This is a genomic window from Janthinobacterium lyxosi, from assembly GCF_051380665.1.
Taxonomy (GTDB): domain Bacteria; phylum Pseudomonadota; class Gammaproteobacteria; order Burkholderiales; family Burkholderiaceae_D; genus Janthinobacterium.
The window spans coordinates 89,053-107,107 of record NZ_JBNYXM010000012.1; the positions used below are offsets into that span (position 1 = coordinate 89,053).

The following is an 18,055-nucleotide window of genomic DNA, read 5'->3' on the forward strand; positions in this document are numbered from 1 at the left end:
CTGCTCCAGTTTTACTTGCCCATCGCATCCTTCTTCATATCATCCTTTTTCATCTCGTCCTTCTTCATGCCGTCTTTCGCCATGCCATCCTTGGCCATGTGATCCTTCTTCATGTGTTTCCTGGCCATCGGCTTCTTCATGCCGTCCTTGTCCATCGCATCCTTGTGCATGGCATCGGCCGAGGCATCCTTGGCCATAGCGTCTTTCTTCATGGCGTCCTGGGCAAATGCGGCGCCCGACATGAGGATGGCGGAAGCGAGGATGGCGGTGATGGTGGTTTTCATGATATGTCCTTGTCTCAGTGTTGGATGGGCGAGATTGCCCGGTGGTAAAGCTATTACTGTGCTACAGGGTGTTGCTTGCTGCTAAAAACAGGAAGGCCGGGAGGTGGTCAGGGCCAGGCGCATTGCCGCAGGCAGTACGATTAGTACGACAAGGCAATGCAACGCCGCACTGGCCGCCTCCCCGGCCTTCCTAGGAACCGCCGAACCAGTTGTAGCCCTGATTCTCCCAATACCCTCCCGGATAGGTATTCGTGACAAAAATGGCCTGGACGTGTTTCGGATTCTTGTAGCCCAGCTTGGTGGGCATGCGCAATTTCATCGGGTAGCCATACTTGGGCGGCAATTCCTGGCCGTCATACGTCAAGGCCATGATGGTTTGCGGATGCAGGGCCGTGGCCATGTCGATGCTGGTGAAGTAATCGTCGGCGCACTGGAAGCCGATGTATTTCGCCGTCGTGTCGGCGCCGACCCGCTTCAGGAAGTGCGAAAACGGCACGCCGCCCCACTTGCCGATGGCGCTCCAGCCTTCCACACAGATGTGGCGCGTGACTTGCGTTTCCTGCGGCAGGGCGCGCAGCTGCGGCAAGCTCCAGGGCTTCTTGTCGGCGATCAAGCCGCTCAATTCCAGGCGCCAGGCGTCGCCGTCGACCTCTTCCACTTCATCCTCGCCGTAATACGCGTTGAAGGGAAACGGCCGGGTGATCATGGAGTCGGGATAAGTCGGCGCCAGCCTGGTCGGGTCGAAGAGCCAGCCCTGCACCCGGTCGTTGAAACGCGACACCGCCGTCAGGGCTGTCTCGATGCTGGACGGGTCGCTGACGTTGCAAGCGGTCAGCAGGGACAGGCCGCCCAGGCTCAGGCTGCGCTGCAAGAACAGGCGGCGCGACGGCTGTTTGATCTGGCGCAGGGCGTCGGCCAGCATGGCTTGGCCCTGCGCTTGCACAATAATGGATTTTTTCATGCTCATCTCCTTTAGCGGCCGCGCAGCATGGCCAGCAAGGTGCGCGGCACCAGCGCCACCATCATCAGGTGTACGCCGACAAAGCCCACCAGCAGCGCCATGGCGATGAAATGCACGCGACGCGCGCTCTCGTAGCCGCCCATCAGCTCGCGCAGCAGGGGGAACTGCACGGATTTCCACAGCACCAGGCCGGACAGCACCAGCACCATACAATCGAGCATGACGAACAGGTAGGCGGCGCGCTGCACCATGTTGTAGTGGCGTGGGTCCGCATGGGCCAGCCTGCCTTTCAGGGCAGCGGTGAAATCGGCCAGCAGCAGGCGCGGCGACAAGGGAAAGAACTGGCGCCGCAGCCTGCCCGAGACAATATTAATGATCAGATACAGCAAACCATTGCCCACCAGCAGCCACATGGCGGCGAAATGCCATTGCAGAGCGCCGCCCAGCCAGCCGCCCAGGGTCAGCGCGCGCGGCAGCTCGAACGGGAAGAATGGCGCCGCGTTGTAGATACGCCAGCCGCTGGTGGCCAGCACGACCACGGCCACGGCGTTGAGCCAGTGCGTGAGGCGCAGCCAGGCGGGGTGGATGGTGGCGCTGGAAACGGTATGCGTATGCATCACAGTACTCCCTTCGCGCATGGCGCCGTGCTGACGGCTTGCAGGATGGCGCTGCTGTCGGTCCGCTGCACGAAGGCCACCACTTGCAGCTGCTCCGGGCGCCAGCTGGCGGGTAGATGCACTTCGCGGCGCAGCTGGGCGCGGCCTTGCGCCAGCGCAACTGGTCCCAGCCACAGGCGCACGGCCGCATCGTGATGCAGGGTGGCGCCCCGGTTTTCGCCGCGCAGTACTTTCGAGACGATGCCGCTTTCGCTGATGGCCAGGTACAGCTGGCCACCGGTCTGCGCGTCCGGCGCGTTGGCATTAGCTTCCAGCAATAGCTTTCCACCCGGCCCCGGCGTGGCGGACAGGCTGATGTTGACGGGCGCTGCGGTCGCGTTGATGCGGCGGATGGCGGCCGGCAGCTGCGTATCCCAGCTGCGCAATTCCGTGCCGCCAACGAAAAACTGCGGCGTGTAGGCCACATGGCGCGGCTGGTGGCGCAGCAGCTCGGCCTGGCGCACGTCGAATTGCGCCTGCGCCAGCGGGTCCGTCCAGCCGATCTGGTCCCAGTACGTGACGTGCAGGGCCAGCGGTACGACCAGGCTGGCCGCCCCCGCCTCCTTGCGCAAGGCGTTCAGGCGCTGGTCGGCGGGCGGGCAGCTGGAGCAGCCTTCGCTGCTGTACAGCTCCACCAGCGCCGCCGTCTGCGCCCCGCTTTGCACGGCGCAGCGCTGGCCCGCTGCCAGCTGCGCGTACGCAGGTGCCGTCGCGGCCCATGCACAGAGCGGAACGAGGCTGGCGGCAAGGCGGTGCTTGATATGCATGATGACTACCCGTTATAGTGAATGAAGAAACGTGCTTGCCTGTCAATTCGCCGCGATGGCCGGATTGGTTACAGCCACCATCAATTATTTTTGAATTTATTTTTTTCAATGCCTGTCACCAAAGGCCTGCATGCAACGAATACCCGTTAGCGAGCATCTGCACGGCACGGAATTGCGGCTGCATGGCTTGATGCTGCGCGGGCTCGATGGCGATGCGGCGGCGTATCGCAGTTTCTTGCAGGCCACCAGCAGCCATTTGCGCGCGTTTTTGCGGCGCCGCCTGCAGCGCTGGCCTGACGAGGTGGAAGACCTGGTGCAGGAATGTCTGCTGGCCATCCACAACCAGCGCCTGACGTACGATACGGGCGTGCCGCTGACATCGTGGATCCATGCGATCGCGCGCTACAAATTGATCGACTGGCTGCGCCGGCATGGGCGGCGCGAGGCGCAGCACTTGCCGTATGACGAAGAAGATAGCGCGCAGGAACTGTTTTCCAGCGCCGATGCCGAGGCGGCCGAGGCCAGCCGCGACCTGGGCAAGCTGCTGGCCACCTTGCCGGCGCAGCAGCGCGACGCCATCGTGCATACCAAGCTCGACGGCTGGTCCGTGCGCGACACGGCGGCCGCCATGGACATTTCGGAAGCCAGCGTCAAAGTAGCCGTGCATCGCGGCTTGAAGGCACTGGCGGCCAATTTAAGGACTGAAGGAAGCACATCATGAAAACCGATGACTTGATCACCATGCTGGCCAGCGGCCCCGATGTGGCCGCCGCGCCGCCCCCGGGCGCCCGCTGGCGTGCCGCCACTACCCTGGGCGCCGGGCTGCTGGCCAGCGTGGCGCTGATGGCCATGCTGCTGGGCGTGCGGCCCAACCTGGAACAGCTGGCCCTGCTGCCCGACTTCTGGATCAAGGTCGGTTTTGTCATTTGCCTCTGCCTGGCAGCCTGGCATGTCAGCCGCCGCCTGTGCATGCCGGGTGCGCAGACGCGCGCCCTGCCCCTGCTGCTGGCCATGCCCCTGCTGCTGATGTGGGCGCTGGCCGCCATCATTGTGCAAGAAGCCCCGCCAGAACAGCGCGCCGAGCTGTTCTGGGGCGCCACCTGGCGCAGCTGCCCTTTGCTGATCGCCCTGCTCTCGCTACCCATCCTGGCCGCCGTGCTGCGCTGCATGCGCCAGCTGGCGCCCACGCGGCTGCGCCTGGCGGGCGCGGCCGCCGGCTTTGCCGCCGGAGGCATGGCGGCCCTCGTCTACTGCCTGCACTGCCCGGAGCTGGCGGCCAGCTTCGTCGGCTTCTGGTACGTGCTGGGCATGCTGGTGCCGGCGGCCATCGGCGCCGCCATCGGCCAGAAAGTGCTGGCCTGGTAAGCCAAGGACGTCCTTTTCTAAGAAGTGAATCCGTTTTCTTCGCCCGTGCGTATAAGTCAGGCAGCCTGCAGTTTCTTGGACTTGTCTGTCAACGCTAACAAAAATCGGGAGAATCGAAATGTCATTGTCACACTCGAAAACCGCAGTGGGCACCGCCCTCCTGGGCAGCTTGCTTGCCATGGTCATCGCGCCAGCGGCCTACGCTTCCAGCCACCGCGAAGCGCCATTCATCACGCAAAACCCCAAAGTCGACGCCACCGACTTCTATATGTTCCGCAGCTATGAGGCGGGCCGAGGGGCCTACACCACCCTCGTGGCCGACTATATTCCGCTGCAAGACGCCTACGGCGGGCCGAATTATTTCGCCATGGATCCCAACGCCCTGTATGAAATCCATATCGACAACAATGGCGACGGCAAGGAAGACCTCACCTTCCAGTTTCGCTTTACCAACACCATCAAGGATAGCCAGTTCACCGTGGGCGGCAAGAAAGTCTCGATTCCGCTGGTCATCAACGGTGGCGCCATCGATAGCGTCAACCCTGCCGGGCTGAACGTGCGTGAAACCTACAGCGTAACGGTGGTGCGGGGCGACCGCCGCACGGGCACGAGGAGCGTCGTCACGAATGCCACGGGCGGCGGCACGACCTTCGACAAGCCCGTCGACAATATCGGCAACAAGGCCATTCCCAACTATGCCGCGTATGCCGCGCAGCATGTGTACGCCGTCAACATCCCCGGCTGCGCCACGCCGGCGCGCCTGTTCGTCGGCCAGCGCAAGGATCCCTTCGTGGTGAATCTGGGCGAAACGTTTGACTTGATCAACATCAAGGCGCCCGCCACGGAGTTTGCGGCGAATGCGGAATCCGCCGCCAAGGATGACCTGGCGCGGAAAAACGTCACGGCCATCGAGATGGAAGTGCCGACCGCCTGCCTGACGGCCGGTAGCGACCCTGTCATCGGCGGCTGGACCACGGCCAGCCTGCGCCAGGGCCGCCTGCTGAACCCGGCGCCGGGCACGACCACCACGGCCTCGAAGGAAGGCGGCGCGTGGGTGCAAGTGTCGCGCCTGGGCATGCCGCTGGTAAATGAACTGGTCATCGGCCTGAAGGACAAGGACCGTTTCAACGCCAGCAAGCCATCGGGCGACGCCCAATTTGCCGACTACGTCACCAACCCGACGGCGCCAGCCCTGGTGGAAGTGCTGTTCGGCTCGGCAGGCGCCAAGGCGCCCACCAACTTCCCCCGCAACGACCTGGTGGCTACCTTCCTGACGGGCATCAAGGGCGTGAACCAGCCCGTCACCGTGACGGCATCGGAAATGCTGCGCCTGAATACCTCGATCGCCCCCACCGCCGTGGGATCGCAAAAGCGCCTCGGCGTCATCGATGGCGATAACGCGGGCTTCCCCAATGGCCGCCGCCCCGGCGACGACGTGGTCGACGTGGTGCTGCGCGTAGCCATGGGCAAGCTGTGCACCTTGAACATCGGCTGCGCACCGGCCGATGCACCGGCGGGCGGCCTGCATTTCACGGACGGCGCTTTCCTCGATGAAACGGCGTTCACGGCAGGTTTCCCCTACCTGAAAACCCCCGTGGCCGGTTCGCCGCAGCTGTAAGCCAACCAGGAGAATGCGATGAAAAAGCTCTATGTATGCAGCGCCCTGGCGTTCACGGCCTTGCTGGCCGGCTGCGGTGGCAGCGGTAGCAGCAGCCACGGCGGCGACAATGGTGGCACCACGCCGCCGCCCGTGGTCTTGCTCGATGCGTTTTATGTGGCCGTCAGCAACGTCATTCTGACCACCAGCGATGACAAGGACGGCGTGGGCATCGACGCCATTATGGCGACGTCTCCGGAAAACACGGAACCGGTGCCGCTGTAAGCCCCTGCGGGCGCCGGGGCAAGCTCTCCCCCGGCGCCTGTGCCACTCTACCGTCGACGGCGTCCACGATGAAAACACCGATTTCCCTGCTGTGCGCCTGCCTGCCCTTGCTGGCGCTGGCCGCGCCCTACACGCCGAAAGACGGCAGCGCCGTCATCGAACAGCTGCCGCGCCGCGCCGACGCCACGCAGCTCGCACTGCGCGGTCTGCGCCAGCAACTCGATGCCACGCCAGGCGACCTGGCCCTGGCCACCGGCCTGGCGCAGCGCTACATTGCCCTGGCGCGCAGCGAAACGGACCCGCGCTACCTCGGTTATGCGCAAGCGGCGCTGGCGCCCTGGTGGCGGCAGGCAGCGCCACCCGTGCCCGTGCGCCTGCTGCGCGCCACCATTTTGCAAAGCACCCACCATTTCGGCGCCGCCCTGCAAGACCTCGATGCCGTCATCGCGCAACAGCCGCAAAACGGCCAGGCCTGGCTGACGCGCGCCACCGTGCTCACCGTGCAGGGCGATTACGCGCAGGCCACGGCGGCTTGCGCCCGCCTGTCGGCGCTCACCACGCAACTGGTCACAGTCACCTGCCTTGCCAATATCGCCAGCGCCACGGGCCGCGCCGCCAGCAGCGAGCGCTTGCTGGACCTGACCTTGCAGCGTAGCGCCGGCGCGGCGCCCCAGCTGGAAAGCTGGGCCTTGACCCTGCTGGCGGAAATGGCCACGCGGCGCGCCGAGTTGGCGCTGGCCGAAGCGCGCTATAAGCAAGCGCTGGCGCAGCAACCGCGCGACAGCTATCTGCTGGGCGCCTACGCGGATTTCCTGCTCGACCAGCAGCGCCCGCAGGAAGTCGTCCATCTCTTGAAAGACCAGCAGCGCATCGACGCCCTGCTGCTGCGCTACGCGCTGGCGCTGCAATCTCTGCCCGGCCGGCAGACGGCTTTCCTGGCGGCAAAAGCGGAACTGGCGGCCCGTTTCAATGCCGCCATGCAACGGGGCGACACCGTGCACCAGCGCGAGCAAGCCCGTTTCGCCCTGTTCCTGCAGCAAGATATTCCCGCCGCCCTGCAGCTGGCGCAGCAAAACTGGGCCATCCAGAAGGAAGTGCCCGACATGCGCATCTTGCTGGAAGCGGCCCTGGCGGCACGCAATGACGGCGCGGCCCAGCCAGTGCTGGCCTGGATCGTGGCCAACGGCGCGGAAGACGTGGCCCTGCAGCGGCTCGTCAGGCAGCTGGGGCCGCAGAATGGTGCGAAAAGCAGCGCAGCGAAGAAAGCGGGGGTGCTGTGAAACGATACCTTTTCGTCCTGCTACTGTGTGCCTGGCTGGCTCCCGCGCAGGCGCACAAGCCAAGTGACAGTTACTTGAGCCTGACGGTGCGCGGCCAGCAGGTCGAGGGCCAATGGGATATCGCCCTGCGCGACCTCGATTTCGCCATCGGCCTGGACGGCAATGGCGACGGCGCCCTGACCTGGGATGAAATCCGCGCGCGCCACGAGGCGATTGCCGCCTACGCGCTGCAGCGCCTGCAGGTGGCCAGCGACCAGGGCGCCTGCCCGCTGCGCGCCACGCAGCAACTGATCGACAACCATACGGACGGCGCCTACAGCGTGCTGCGCTTCCAGGCCGCTTGCCCGGGTGGCGCACTGGCGAATGTACACGTCGGCTACAGCCTGTTCGCCGACCTCGACCCGCAGCACAAGGGTTTGCTCAAGATCAACAGCGACGGCGCCACGCAAACGGCCATCTTCGACCCGGACAGCCCGCGCCAGACGATTTCGCTGGCCGCGCCCGAGCGCCTGGCGCAGTTCGGCGCCTACGTGAAACACGGCATCTGGCATATCTGGATCGGCTACGATCATATTTTGTTTTTGCTGTCCCTGCTGCTGCCGGCCGTGCTGCTGCCGGGCTTGCGCGAGCAACAGCAGGGCTTGAAGGCGGCCTTCTATGACGTGCTGAAAGTCGTCACGGCGTTCACACTCGCCCATTCCATCACCTTGAGCCTGGCCAGCCTGTCGCTCGTATCCCTGCCCTCGCGCTGGGTGGAATCGGCCATCGCCGCGTCCGTGATCCTGGCCGCGCTGAACAACCTGCTGCCGCTGTTCCGCGGCAAACGGCCCGTGGCGGCCTTTGCCTTTGGCCTGATCCATGGATTCGGTTTCGCCAGCGTGCTGCGCGACCTGGGCTTGCCCCAAGGCTCGCTGTTGGCCAGCCTGCTGGGCTTTAACGTCGGCGTGGAGCTGGGACAACTGGCCATCGTCGCCGTTTTCTTGCCCGTCGCCTGGCTGCTGCGCAAGACCTGGCTGTACCGACAAGTGCTGACCGTGGGTTCACTGGCCATCGCGCTGGTGGCGTGCGTGTGGCTGGTGGAAAGAGTTGCCGATATCAAGCTGATTTCAGCCTGATGGCTGCCCGCTAGCGTTGCTGGCCCGCCACTAGCCAGCCACAAGCGCGCGTAATCGGGCTACAATACGAACAATTCTCAATCGCATCAAGGCCGGACTGTCCCGCGGACCATGGCATGGAAAGGTTGCATGCTAGGCCCCGAACTGGAACTGCACCGGCAAATCGAAGTCCTCTACAGCGACCACCACGGCTGGCTGCAGGGCTGGCTGCGCCGCAAGCTGGGCAACGCCTTCGATGCGGCCGACCTGGCGCACGACACCTATCTGCGCATCCTCGCGCGGGGCCGCGCGCCCGCCCCTGTGGAATCGCGCCAGCACCTGGCGCAGATCGCCAATGGCCTGGTGGTGGACCTGTTCCGCCGCCGGCATATCGAGGCGGCCTATGCGGACGCCATCGCCGCGCAGCCGGAAGCGCTCGTGCCGACGCCGGAAATGCGCGCGCTGATCGTCGAGGCGCTGATGGAGATCGACGCCATCCTGGCCAGCCTGCCGCATAAAGTACGCGATGCTTTTTTGCTGTGCAAGCTGGAAGGCATGGCCTACGCCGACATCGCCACGCGCCTGGGTGTGTCCATCTCGTCGGTTGAAAAATACATCGCCCGCGCGCTGCTGGCCTGCTGCATGGCGCAATGCGCATGAGTTCCCAGCTGGACACTACTCCCATCGCCCCCGCCGTGCTGCGGCGCGCCGCCGAGTGGATGGCGCGGCTGTGGGCGGAAGACGCCAGTGCGGCCGATGCCGACGCCTGCGCCGCCTGGCGCGCCGCCCACCCCGAGCACGAGCGGGCCTGGGTCCGGCTGCAGCGCTTCGCCCGGCAATTCGAGGCTTTGCCACGCGAGGTGGCGCGCGGTGCACTGGCACCGGCTCCGCGCCACACAGCCGGCCGCCGGCGCGCCTTGCAGCTATTAGGCCTGATCACGGCGGGCGGCGGCACGGCGCTGCTGGGGCACGACAAGGGCCTGTGGCAGCGCGCCGCCAGCGATTACCGCACGGCCGTGGGCGAGACGCGCGCCATCGTGCTGGCCGACGGCACGCAGCTGGTGCTGGACACGGCCAGCGCCATCGACGTGCGCTACAACGTCAATGAACGGCGCATCGTGCTGCGCGCTGGCGCCATCCTCGTCACCAGCGCCCACGAAGCGACGTCCGTCTACCGTCCGCTGCTGGTGGCAACGCCGCAAGGCACTGCCACGGCGCTGGGCACGCGCTTTTCCGTGCGCCTCGATGCTGACGCCAGCAAGGTCGCCGTGTTCCAGGGCGCCGTCGCCCTGCAGCCGCTGCAGGACGGCGCACCCTCCCTGCACTTGCAAGCGGGCCAGCGGGCCGGCTACACGCGCCTGGCCGTGCAAGACATCGGCCAGGTGGAAGACAGCGCCGCCGCCTGGGCGCACGGCAGCCTGGTGGCCGAGCGCATGCGCCTGGGCGAGCTGCTGGCGGAGCTGGGACGTTACCGCCACGGCGTGCTGCGCTGCGACGAGTCCATCGCCGGCCTGCGCGTGACGGGCGTGTATTCGCTGCGCGACACGGACCGCTCGCTGGCCAACCTGGCCCTGAGCCTGCCCGTGCAGCTGGTCTACCACACGCGCTACTGGGTCAATCTGGGGCCGCGCCAGGCCTCCTGAAAAATAAATGCAAAATAAGTGAAAAAACGTTGAGGGTTTTGGCGTTTCGTTCGGAATACGGGAAGAACCGTTTTTTTCCTGCCACTTTCCAAGGATTTGCACCATGCCACCTCGCCTGCACGCGCCCGCGCGCCATCCGCGCCCGTTCCCCCTCGCCGCCGCCATCCAGGCCCTGTTCCTGGCCGGCGCCGCAGTGAGTGCCCTGGCCGTCACGGCCAGCGCCACCCACGCGCAGACGATTGAGAATGCGCAAGCCAAGCGCCCCTACGCGATCCCCGCCGGTTCGCTGGAGCGGGCCTTGACCACGTTCGCCAGCGCAGCCGGGGTGGAACTGTCGGCCGATGCGACCCTCTTGCAGGGCAAGCGCAGCGGTGGCCTGGCAGGCAGCTACACGGTGCGCCAGGGTTTCGAAGAACTGCTGCGCGGCCAGGGCGTGCGCGTGGTGGCGGGCGCCAATGGCGCGTATGCGCTGCGGGCGGAAACCTCGCCAGCGCCAGCAAATGCGCCGGCGCAGACCAGTGCAATCGGCGCCACCCTGCCCGCCATCACCATCAATGCCAGCAACGAACGCGAAACGGCCACGGGTCCCGTGCGCGGCTATGTGGCGCGGCGCGCCGCCTCGGCCACCAAGACGGATACGGCCCTGAATGAAAATCCGCAATCCGTGTCGGTGGTCACGGCCGACGAAATCAGCGACCGCAATGCCGAGTCGCTCGATGAAACCCTGCGCTACACGGCCGGCGTGACGCCGAACCAGCGCCCGCTGGGCAGCGATGATTCCTCGCTGCTGCGCGGCTTCACCATCGAAACGAACGGCATCCTGCAAGATGGCTTGCGCAATTCGGGCCGCACCTTTGGCGCCTCCATCGAGCCCTATGGGCTGGAACGCCTGGAAGTGCTGCGCGGCCCCGCGTCCGTGCTGTACGGGCAGATTCCGCCGGGCGGCATGGTCAACGCCGTCAGCAAGCGCCCCAGCGCGGATGCCGTGCGCGAAGTGGGCGTGGAAGTCGGCAGCTACCAGCGCCGCCAGCTGAAAGCCGACGTGGGCGGCACGCTGGACGCGCAAGGCGCCTGGACTTACCGCGTCGTCATGCTGGGCCGCGAAGCCAACACGCGCCTGGCCCACGACCGCGACAACCGCCTGTATTTTGCGCCCTCGCTGACCTGGCAGGCGGGACCCGCCACGCGTTTGACTTTGCTGGCCCGCTACGAGCAGGACAACCAGCAGTACGCATTTCCCAACCAGCTGCTGGAACCTGGCCCGCGCGGCCAGGTCGATCCGGGTGTCAACCTGATGGGCGACGATAACCGCTTCAAGCGCCGCAACACCATGCTTGGCTACGAATTCGAGCACAAATTCAGCGATACCTGGTCGCTGCGCCAGAACCTGCGCTACACGCGCCTGAAGAACGACCGTACAGACATGTTCCCCCTGGGCTTGAATGACGATGGCACGGTGGAGCGCTATTTCATGCCCGTCGATACGGCGTCGAAAAGCCTATTCGCCGACACGCAGCTGCAGGCGCGCTTCGCCACGGGCGGCCTGGCGCATCAGGTGCTGCTGGGCGTGGATTACGCGAACATCCGCAATACCGACGATTACCGCCACCAGAAAGGCTTTATCGAGCCGCTCGACCTGTACCAGCCCGTGTATGGCAAGCAGCCCCTGGTCCCAGCCAAGGCGCCCACGCGCGCGGACGCACCGTCGCGCCAGCTGGGCCTGTATGCGCAGGATCAAATGAAATGGGACCGCTGGGTGGTGACGGCGGGCCTGCGCCGCGACAAGTCCACGCAATCGGGCGACGTCACCGACCTCCATAGCGGCAGCGTCAAACCCGACTACCACCAGTCGCCATCGGCCACCACGGGCCGCCTGGGCGCCGTCTACCTGTTCGATGGCGGCTGGGCGCCGTATGTCAGCTACGCCACCTCGTTCTCGCCCGAACTGGGCATTACGGCAAACGGCGACGCCTTGAAACCGTCGCGCGGCAAGCAGATCGAAGCGGGCGTGCGCTACGAACCCGTGGGCCAGCGCGCCAGCTACACGGCGGCCGTGTTCGACCTGGTGCGCGACAACGTCACCACCTCCGACATCGGCAATCCTGGCCGCCTGCAGCAAACGGGCCAGGTGGGCTCGCGCGGCCTGGAACTGGAAGCGCGCACGGAGTTCGCCAGCCGCCTGAGCCTGATCGCGCAATACACCTACCTGGATACGCAGGTCAGGAAAAGCAATAACGACGACCTGGGCTTGCAGCAGTCGGGCGCGCCGCGCCACAGCGCTTCGGCCTGGGCGCGCCAGTCCTTCAACGTGGGCGTGGCGCTGCCCGCGTATGCGGCGCTGGGCATGCGCTTTCTCGGCGCCATGCGCTCGAACTCCGACGGCGACAACCTGAATATCCGCAATGGCGGCCTGACGCAGTGGGATGCGGCGCTGGGCGTGTCGCGCGGAGCGTGGCAGTTTTCCCTCAACATCAACAATGTGCTCAACAAGCAGACCCTGTATGACTGCGGCTACCTGCCGGGCCTGTGCTACCGCAATGCCGAACGCACGGCCAACGTCAGCGCCATGTATCGTTTCTGATGCCATCGCCGCAAATGCGCCCTGCATTGGCGGCGCTGCACCGCTACGCCGGCCTGCTGATGGCTGGCTTCCTGATCGTGGCGGGCGTCACGGGCAGCGCGTTGGCCTGGAAGGATGAACTGGAGGCGGCCCTGCTGCCCGCCGTCTTCCGCGCGGCGCCGCCTTCGCCAGGCGCCGCGCCGCTCGATGCCTTGCAACTGCGCGAGTCCGTCGCCGCGCGCTTTCCCCAGGCGCAGGTCAGCTACGCGCCGCTGTCGGCGCCACCCGGCCACAGCATGGTGTTTTACCTGCAGCCAGCGCTCGGCTCGCCGCTGGCCAGCAACGAAGTGTTTGTCGATCCGTACACGGGCGCCGTGCTGGGCCAGCGTCGGTGGGGCGAGATCGGCCAGGGCGCCATCAACCTGCTGCCCTTCATCGAGCGCCTGCATTACGCATTGGCGCTGGGCGATACGGGCTTGCTGATTTTCGGCCTGATCGCCATCGTGTGGACGGTCGACTGCTTCATCGGCGCCGCCCTGACCTTCCCCGCGCGCCTGAAAAAACGGTCACCGGGCAGCAAGCCCTGGCTGCTGCGCTGGCGCCCGTCCTGGCTGCTGCGCCGGCATGGCGGCAGTTATAAACTGGTATTCGACCTGCACCGCGCGGGCGGCCTGTGGCTGTGGGCCATGCTGCTGGTGTTTGCCTGGAGCGGCGTCGCCTTCAACCTGTATGGCGCGTATGCGGCCGTGATGCATCCCCTGTTTGCGCACCAGGGGGCCGAGGAAATCGTCGCGCGCCACACGCCGTCGCCGGGGCCGCAGCTGGCCTGGCCAGCGGCGCGCGCGCAGGGCCGCCTCTTGATGAACGAGCTGGCACGCCAGCACGCGTTCGCCATCATCGAGGAAAACGCGCTGGCGTATGAACGCGAGCTGGGCGTGTACAGCTATCAGGTACGCAGCAGCCGCGACGTGCACGCCCACAAGGGCCTCACCAGCGTCTTTTTCGACGCGGCCAGCGGCCGGCAGCTGGCCACCTGGCTACCCACGGGCACGGCCAGCGGCGACACCATCCGCAGCTGGATCAGCGCCCTGCACATGGCCTCGATGTGGGGCTGGCCTTTCAAACTGTTCATTTGCGCCATGGGCGTGCTGGTGGCGGGCTTGAGCGCGACTGGCGTGCTGATCTGGCGCCGCAAGCGCCAGGGCAAGGCGAAGGTCAAGGCCCTCATTCATTAATCAGGGAAAGCCGATAAACCCCACCGGCACTGCGTCCGCCAGCCACACCCCATTGGCCGACACATAAAACACCTGCCCCTGCGCCTGCATGGCGGCTGCTTCCACCGTCAGCACGACGGGCTTGCCATGGCGCGCGCCCACGGCCACGGCCGTTTCGCGGTTGGCAGACAGGTGCACGTGCTTGCGCGATCCCGGCAGCAAGCCGGCAGTGCGTATCGCCTCGACAAAGCGGCTGGCCGTGCCGTGGTACAGCATGGCAGGCGGCGTGGCGGGCGGCAAAGCAATATCGACGGCGGCCAGCGAGTGGCCCTGGTTGGCGCGGATGCGCAAGCCGTCATCGCTGATGGCGTAGCGCGTCTTGCTGTCGCGCGCCACCACGTCATCCAATTGTTCACGAGAAAGATGGCGACCATGCTGGGCCGCTTGCGCCAGCAGTTGGCCGATATCGACCCAGCCCTGGGCATCGAGCACGAGGCCGATTTTTTCAGGCGCGTGGCGCAGGATAAGGGAAAGGAATTTACTGGTATTTACTAAATCATCTGTCATGCCCCCAGTTTACCGTTATCAGAACGCATATGACAAGGTCAGGCGCGCGGAACGCGGTTCCACGGGATGAAAATGCCGGTCGTTCACCCCGTCCGCCGCCTCGCCGGGCAGGCGCGAGGCATAGTAATAGTCGATGTCGCTGGCGCGCTTGTTGAACAGGTTGAACACGTCGAGCGACAGCCGCGTCTTGCGGTTGAGCTGATACGCCAGGCGCGCATACGCCAGGGTGGTCGAACCCGAGCGCACGCTATTGTCCTCGATCAAGGGACGGGGACCGAAATAGCGCAGCTGGAAGGCGCCCGACCACGGCCCCTGGTCCGTCACCGTCACGCCGAACGAAGCCACCTTGCCGATGGCACCGGGGATATGCTTGCCGGCCGGATCATGTTCCGTGTAGCGCGAGCGCGAGGCGGCCAGGTCCAGGTCGAACAGCAGCCACGGCGCGGCTAGGTAATGGTTGTTCCACTCGATGCCGTGGCGGCGGCTGGCGCGGCTCGCTTGCGTCTCGCCCGCGTCGCCCACGAACAGCAGTTCCGACCCGAGATCGAGGCGCCACAGGGCCAGCGAGCTTTGCAGGCCCGGCAGCCACTCCGTGCGCGCGCCCAGTTCCATGCCTTTCGTCGGCACCAGGGGCGTGACCGGAGTGGAAGACGTGCCATCGGGCAAGCGCGTCTGCGTCGTGCCGCGCGCATCGTTGCTATGGAATCCCTTGCCATAGTTCACGAAAAACTCCGTCCTGCGCCACGGCCCGAGTATCAATGACAGCTTCGGCGACACCACATGGTCGCTCGCCGTACCGCTGTTGCCCTCCACGCTGCTGTCGACCTTGAAACGGTAGGCGTCATAGCGCAAGCCCGCCACGGAACGCAGCCACGGCAGCCATTGCACGGTGTTTTCGCCGTACAGGCCGACGCTGGCCTCGCGCACCCGGTCTTCGCGCACCGTGCTTTGCCGTATCCGCTCCACCGTGCTGTACAGGGCCACGGGCGACAGGCGGTCGACACGTGCCTGCACGCCAAGCTTGTTGCGCAGGGGAAGACCGAACAGCTCCGTATTCCAGCTTTCGCTGGCATTCACGCCCGCCACCGTGCGCAGTTCGCTTTGCTGGAACTGATCGCCTGCTGCCGGCTTGGCCAGGAAGTAAGTGAAATCGCTGTTGAGTTCCAGCTGCGAACGGATCACATACGCGTCCAGCTCGAACAAGCGGTTTTGCATGCGCTGGCGCAGAGCGTAGGACAAGCTGTAGCGCGAGGTGTCGCCCCCATCGCTGGGCGCCAGCGAGCCAAAACGGCCGATCAGGCCGGACTCCACGGCGCGCAGCGACACCTGGTCCGTGGCGTTCCAGCTGTTTTTATAGGCCATGGCCGTCACGCTGAAACCGTTGTCCGGCGCACCCTGGCTGTAGCGCAGCACACCGCTGATTTTGCGCACGCGCTCCGGCACGTCCCAGGGGCCGTTGTTACGGTTCACTTCCAGGCCGTACAGCAAGGTACCTTGTCCTGCATCAAAGGATGCGGCCACGACGCCGCGCAGATAGCCGTGCTGCCCGACGGACACGCTGGCCTGGCCTTGCGGCAATTTGTCGGCCAGGCGGATGCGCGCCGCGCCGGCAGAGGAAAAATCGCCTTCGCCGGCGAAATACGGCCCCTTCCTGTAGTCGATGCGCTGCACCAGTTCGGGAATGAGGAAATTGAGGTCGGAATAACCCTGTCCATGCGCGTGCGTGCGCATGTTGACGGGCATGCCATCGACATGGGTGGCGAAATCCGTCCCATGGTCGAGGTTAAAGCCGCGCAAAAAATACTGGTTGGCCTTGCCGTCGCCGCTGTGCTGGGTGACGATCAGCCCCGGCACGAATTCCAGCAATTCGCCCGTGCGCAAGGCGGGCCGGTTGATGATCAAGTCCGTCGTGATGACGCCCTGGCTGGCCGCGTCCGAGGTGCCGACGGCGTTGTCGTAGTGGCCCGCCACACGCACGGTACGCGCTGCGTCGGCGACGGCGGTGGCCTCGGCTGGCGCTTGCGCCGCCACTTGGCGCGCCATGCTTAACAATACCAGTGCACAAGCTGCCACCTGTTTGCGTTTTCTCAATCGCATCGCGTCTCCAGTTTTTATGATGTCAGTACGGGCTCCTACGGGATATATACGCGGCAGGCCGGCTGCCTGGATTCAGTATTTTTCAAGGAGCGAGCGTGGACCTGAGCGACAGCGCCGGCAAGGCGAGCAAAACCTCCACGGCGGCCGCGCGCAAGCGCGACGTGCTGCCGTACATCCTGCTGTACATCTTGCTGGCGGGGCTGCTGGCCGTGCTGGCTGGCGCCCTGCTGCCGCCGTACTACCACGCCGTGCCGGCACTGCTGTGGAGCCTGGGCTTTTGCGTCAGCGGCATGCTGCTGGGCTTTTTGTTCGGCATACCGCGCAGCCTGCCTTCGGGCACCGTCAACGTGGCACCGCCCGACGAGCGGGCCAATGGCAAGGGCCACCCCACGGACGAACCGCCCGCAGCAAACGCCGATGCGGCGACCGGCAACCCCAGCAATACCCTGTTTTTGGGCACGCCCACGCCCATGGAAATCAATTCGAATCTGGTGGAAGTGTCGGACTGGCTGACGAAAATCATCGTCGGCGTGGGTTTGATCGAGCTCAAAAGCCTGCCCGGCAGCGCGCGCAGCATGACCGCCTTCATTGCACCCAGTCTGGCCACGGACACGCCCACGGCCATGGCGGTGGTGGGCGGCATCATGCTGTTCTTTTCCGTGCATGGTTTCCTGATCGGCTACCTGCTCACGCGCATTTACCTGTCCATCATGATCAAACGCGCCGACAGCCTCGTCAAAAACGAGTCCGTGCGCCTGGAAAGCGGCAAGGAAATCGACGTGACGGAACTCAGCCGTTTGCAGCAAAAGTCGCTCGACGACATGCAGGAAGCCGTCACGCAGCTGCTGCTGGCCCATCCGCCCGATGGCGGCGCGGCAGTCACGGCCCTGGCCGGCGTGCCGACGGCGCAGAAGCCGTCCAGCCTGGTGCTGTGGCTGGACGACCATCCGCGCAACAATACCTTGCTGCTGGAACAGCTGGAACGGGAAAACATCAAGGTCGACCAGGCCGTGTCGATGCGGCAGGCGCTGGCCATGCTGCAACAGAGACACTATGCGCTGCTGATCACGGACATGGCACGGGTGGAAAACCGCCGGCGCATCAAGGATGCTGGCGTGCGCACGGTGCGCGAAGTGCGCCAAGTGCAGCCGGAGCTGCCCATCATCGTGTATTGCAGCAAGGATACGGTCGCCAGCTACGGCGTGGAAGCGCAGGCGGCAGGCGCCCGTTTCATCACCACGTCGGGCACCAGCCTGCTGGCCAGCGTCAACAAACTATTGCACGAAGAGCGCGAGGATGACGATCAATCCACCCGGTAACGGTAGCTGCCCACGTAATGGAGCGAACTGCGCTGCGGGTGCGCCAGTTGATTCGGCGCAAACACGCAGATGCCCGTGTCGGCCAGCAAGCCCCGCGCATCCGCATCCGCATCCGCATCCGCGCAAGCCTGCACTATCCAGCTGTCGCCATACGAGACGCCATCGAGCAACTGTACCAGCGGTGCGGGCGCGGCCAGCAGCGTGCTTTCCACACACACAGGCTCGTAGTGCGTGAGGCCCGTTTCCAGGAAGAATGGCGACGGCACGGCATCGCCATCCTCCGTGTACGTGGGCGACAGGTAAGCCTGCAGTGCTTCCCGGCTGCCGAAGCGGCCGCTGCAGGCAAACACGTGGACAATGGGCAAA

The 18,055-nt window shown here is 65.4% G+C and carries 18 protein-coding genes; 11 read left to right on the top strand and 7 right to left on the bottom strand.

The window, feature by feature from the left end; all coding sequences use genetic code 11:
• Positions 1 to 11 precede the first annotated feature (11 nt).
• The 4 genes from ACQ4WP_RS14900 to ACQ4WP_RS14915 form a co-directional block, all read right to left on the bottom strand.
• Positions 12 to 284 (bottom strand): pentapeptide MXKDX repeat protein, encoded by a 273-nt coding sequence (locus ACQ4WP_RS14900; RefSeq protein WP_436521850.1) that lies wholly within the window; start codon positions 282 to 284, stop codon positions 12 to 14.
• 190 nt (positions 285 to 474) lie between these two features.
• Positions 475 to 1,206, bottom strand: a complete 732-nt coding sequence (locus ACQ4WP_RS14905) for a molybdopterin-dependent oxidoreductase (protein ID WP_436522089.1) — start codon at positions 1,204 to 1,206, stop codon at positions 475 to 477.
• A gap of 50 nt (positions 1,207 to 1,256) precedes the next feature.
• The gene (locus ACQ4WP_RS14910) at positions 1,257 to 1,862 is read right to left on the bottom strand and encodes a cytochrome b/b6 domain-containing protein (RefSeq protein WP_436521852.1); all 606 of its coding nucleotides are present in this window, start codon (positions 1,860 to 1,862) and stop codon (positions 1,257 to 1,259) included.
• Positions 1,862 to 2,668, bottom strand: coding sequence for a DUF1223 domain-containing protein (locus tag ACQ4WP_RS14915; protein ID WP_436521854.1), 807 nt, complete (start codon positions 2,666 to 2,668; stop codon positions 1,862 to 1,864). Before ACQ4WP_RS14915 ends, ACQ4WP_RS14910 begins: the two co-directional genes overlap by 1 nt.
• A gap of 130 nt (positions 2,669 to 2,798) precedes the next feature.
• Between ACQ4WP_RS14915 and ACQ4WP_RS14920 the strand changes: the two genes are divergently transcribed.
• The 10 genes from ACQ4WP_RS14920 to ACQ4WP_RS14965 all read left to right on the top strand — a co-directional run bounded on the left by ACQ4WP_RS14920 (position 2,799) and on the right by ACQ4WP_RS14965 (position 13,727).
• On the top strand, positions 2,799 to 3,389 hold the full coding sequence (locus ACQ4WP_RS14920; RefSeq protein ID WP_436521856.1) for a sigma-70 family RNA polymerase sigma factor: 591 nt from the start codon (positions 2,799 to 2,801) through the stop codon (positions 3,387 to 3,389).
• Entirely contained in the window at positions 3,386 to 4,033 is a 648-nt protein-coding gene (locus ACQ4WP_RS14925) for an NrsF family protein (protein ID WP_436521858.1), read from the top strand. Before ACQ4WP_RS14920 ends, ACQ4WP_RS14925 begins: the two co-directional genes overlap by 4 nt.
• 118 nt (positions 4,034 to 4,151) lie before the next feature.
• Positions 4,152 to 5,651 (top strand): DUF4331 domain-containing protein, encoded by a 1,500-nt coding sequence (locus ACQ4WP_RS14930; RefSeq protein ID WP_436521860.1) that lies wholly within the window; start codon positions 4,152 to 4,154, stop codon positions 5,649 to 5,651.
• An 18-nt stretch (positions 5,652 to 5,669) separates the two neighbouring features.
• Positions 5,670 to 5,915, top strand: a complete 246-nt coding sequence (locus tag ACQ4WP_RS14935; RefSeq protein WP_436521862.1) for a hypothetical protein — start codon at positions 5,670 to 5,672, stop codon at positions 5,913 to 5,915.
• A gap of 68 nt (positions 5,916 to 5,983) precedes the next feature.
• Complete coding sequence (locus tag ACQ4WP_RS14940) at positions 5,984 to 7,195, top strand: tetratricopeptide repeat protein (RefSeq protein WP_436521864.1); 1,212 nt, start codon at positions 5,984 to 5,986, stop codon at positions 7,193 to 7,195.
• Entirely contained in the window at positions 7,192 to 8,310 is a 1,119-nt protein-coding gene (locus ACQ4WP_RS14945) for a HupE/UreJ family protein (protein WP_436521866.1), read from the top strand. The genes ACQ4WP_RS14940 and ACQ4WP_RS14945 overlap by 4 nt, the downstream gene beginning before the upstream one ends.
• A 129-nt stretch (positions 8,311 to 8,439) precedes the next feature.
• Entirely contained in the window at positions 8,440 to 8,949 is a 510-nt protein-coding gene (locus ACQ4WP_RS14950; protein ID WP_436521868.1) for a sigma-70 family RNA polymerase sigma factor, read from the top strand.
• Positions 8,946 to 9,932 (top strand): FecR domain-containing protein, encoded by a 987-nt coding sequence (locus ACQ4WP_RS14955; RefSeq protein ID WP_436521870.1) that lies wholly within the window; start codon positions 8,946 to 8,948, stop codon positions 9,930 to 9,932. Before ACQ4WP_RS14950 ends, ACQ4WP_RS14955 begins: the two co-directional genes overlap by 4 nt.
• A gap of 103 nt (positions 9,933 to 10,035) precedes the next feature.
• Positions 10,036 to 12,513 carry a TonB-dependent siderophore receptor gene (locus ACQ4WP_RS14960; protein WP_436521872.1) on the top strand — a complete coding sequence of 826 codons (2,478 nt, stop codon included), beginning with the start codon at positions 10,036 to 10,038 and terminating at the stop codon, positions 12,511 to 12,513.
• Positions 12,514 to 12,527: 14 nt separating this feature from the next.
• Positions 12,528 to 13,727, top strand: a complete 1,200-nt coding sequence (locus tag ACQ4WP_RS14965) for a PepSY-associated TM helix domain-containing protein (protein ID WP_436521874.1) — start codon at positions 12,528 to 12,530, stop codon at positions 13,725 to 13,727.
• Here the strand turns inward: ACQ4WP_RS14965 and ACQ4WP_RS14970 are convergent, their stop codons facing one another.
• Positions 13,728 to 14,273 (bottom strand): RNA 2'-phosphotransferase, encoded by a 546-nt coding sequence (locus ACQ4WP_RS14970; protein WP_436521876.1) that lies wholly within the window; start codon positions 14,271 to 14,273, stop codon positions 13,728 to 13,730.
• An 18-nt stretch (positions 14,274 to 14,291) separates the two neighbouring features.
• Complete coding sequence (locus tag ACQ4WP_RS14975) at positions 14,292 to 16,370, bottom strand: TonB-dependent receptor (protein WP_436521878.1); 2,079 nt, start codon at positions 16,368 to 16,370, stop codon at positions 14,292 to 14,294.
• Positions 16,371 to 16,465: 95 nt separating this feature from the next.
• On the opposite strand from ACQ4WP_RS14975, the gene ACQ4WP_RS14980 reads away from it, so the two are divergent.
• On the top strand, positions 16,466 to 17,689 hold the full coding sequence (locus ACQ4WP_RS14980; RefSeq protein WP_436521880.1) for a response regulator: 1,224 nt from the start codon (positions 16,466 to 16,468) through the stop codon (positions 17,687 to 17,689).
• Here the strand turns inward: ACQ4WP_RS14980 and ACQ4WP_RS14985 are convergent.
• Positions 17,674 to 18,054 (bottom strand): immunity 22 family protein, encoded by a 381-nt coding sequence (locus ACQ4WP_RS14985; RefSeq protein WP_436521882.1) that lies wholly within the window; start codon positions 18,052 to 18,054, stop codon positions 17,674 to 17,676. The genes ACQ4WP_RS14980 and ACQ4WP_RS14985 overlap by 16 nt on opposite strands.
• Position 18,055 lies beyond the last annotated feature (1 nt).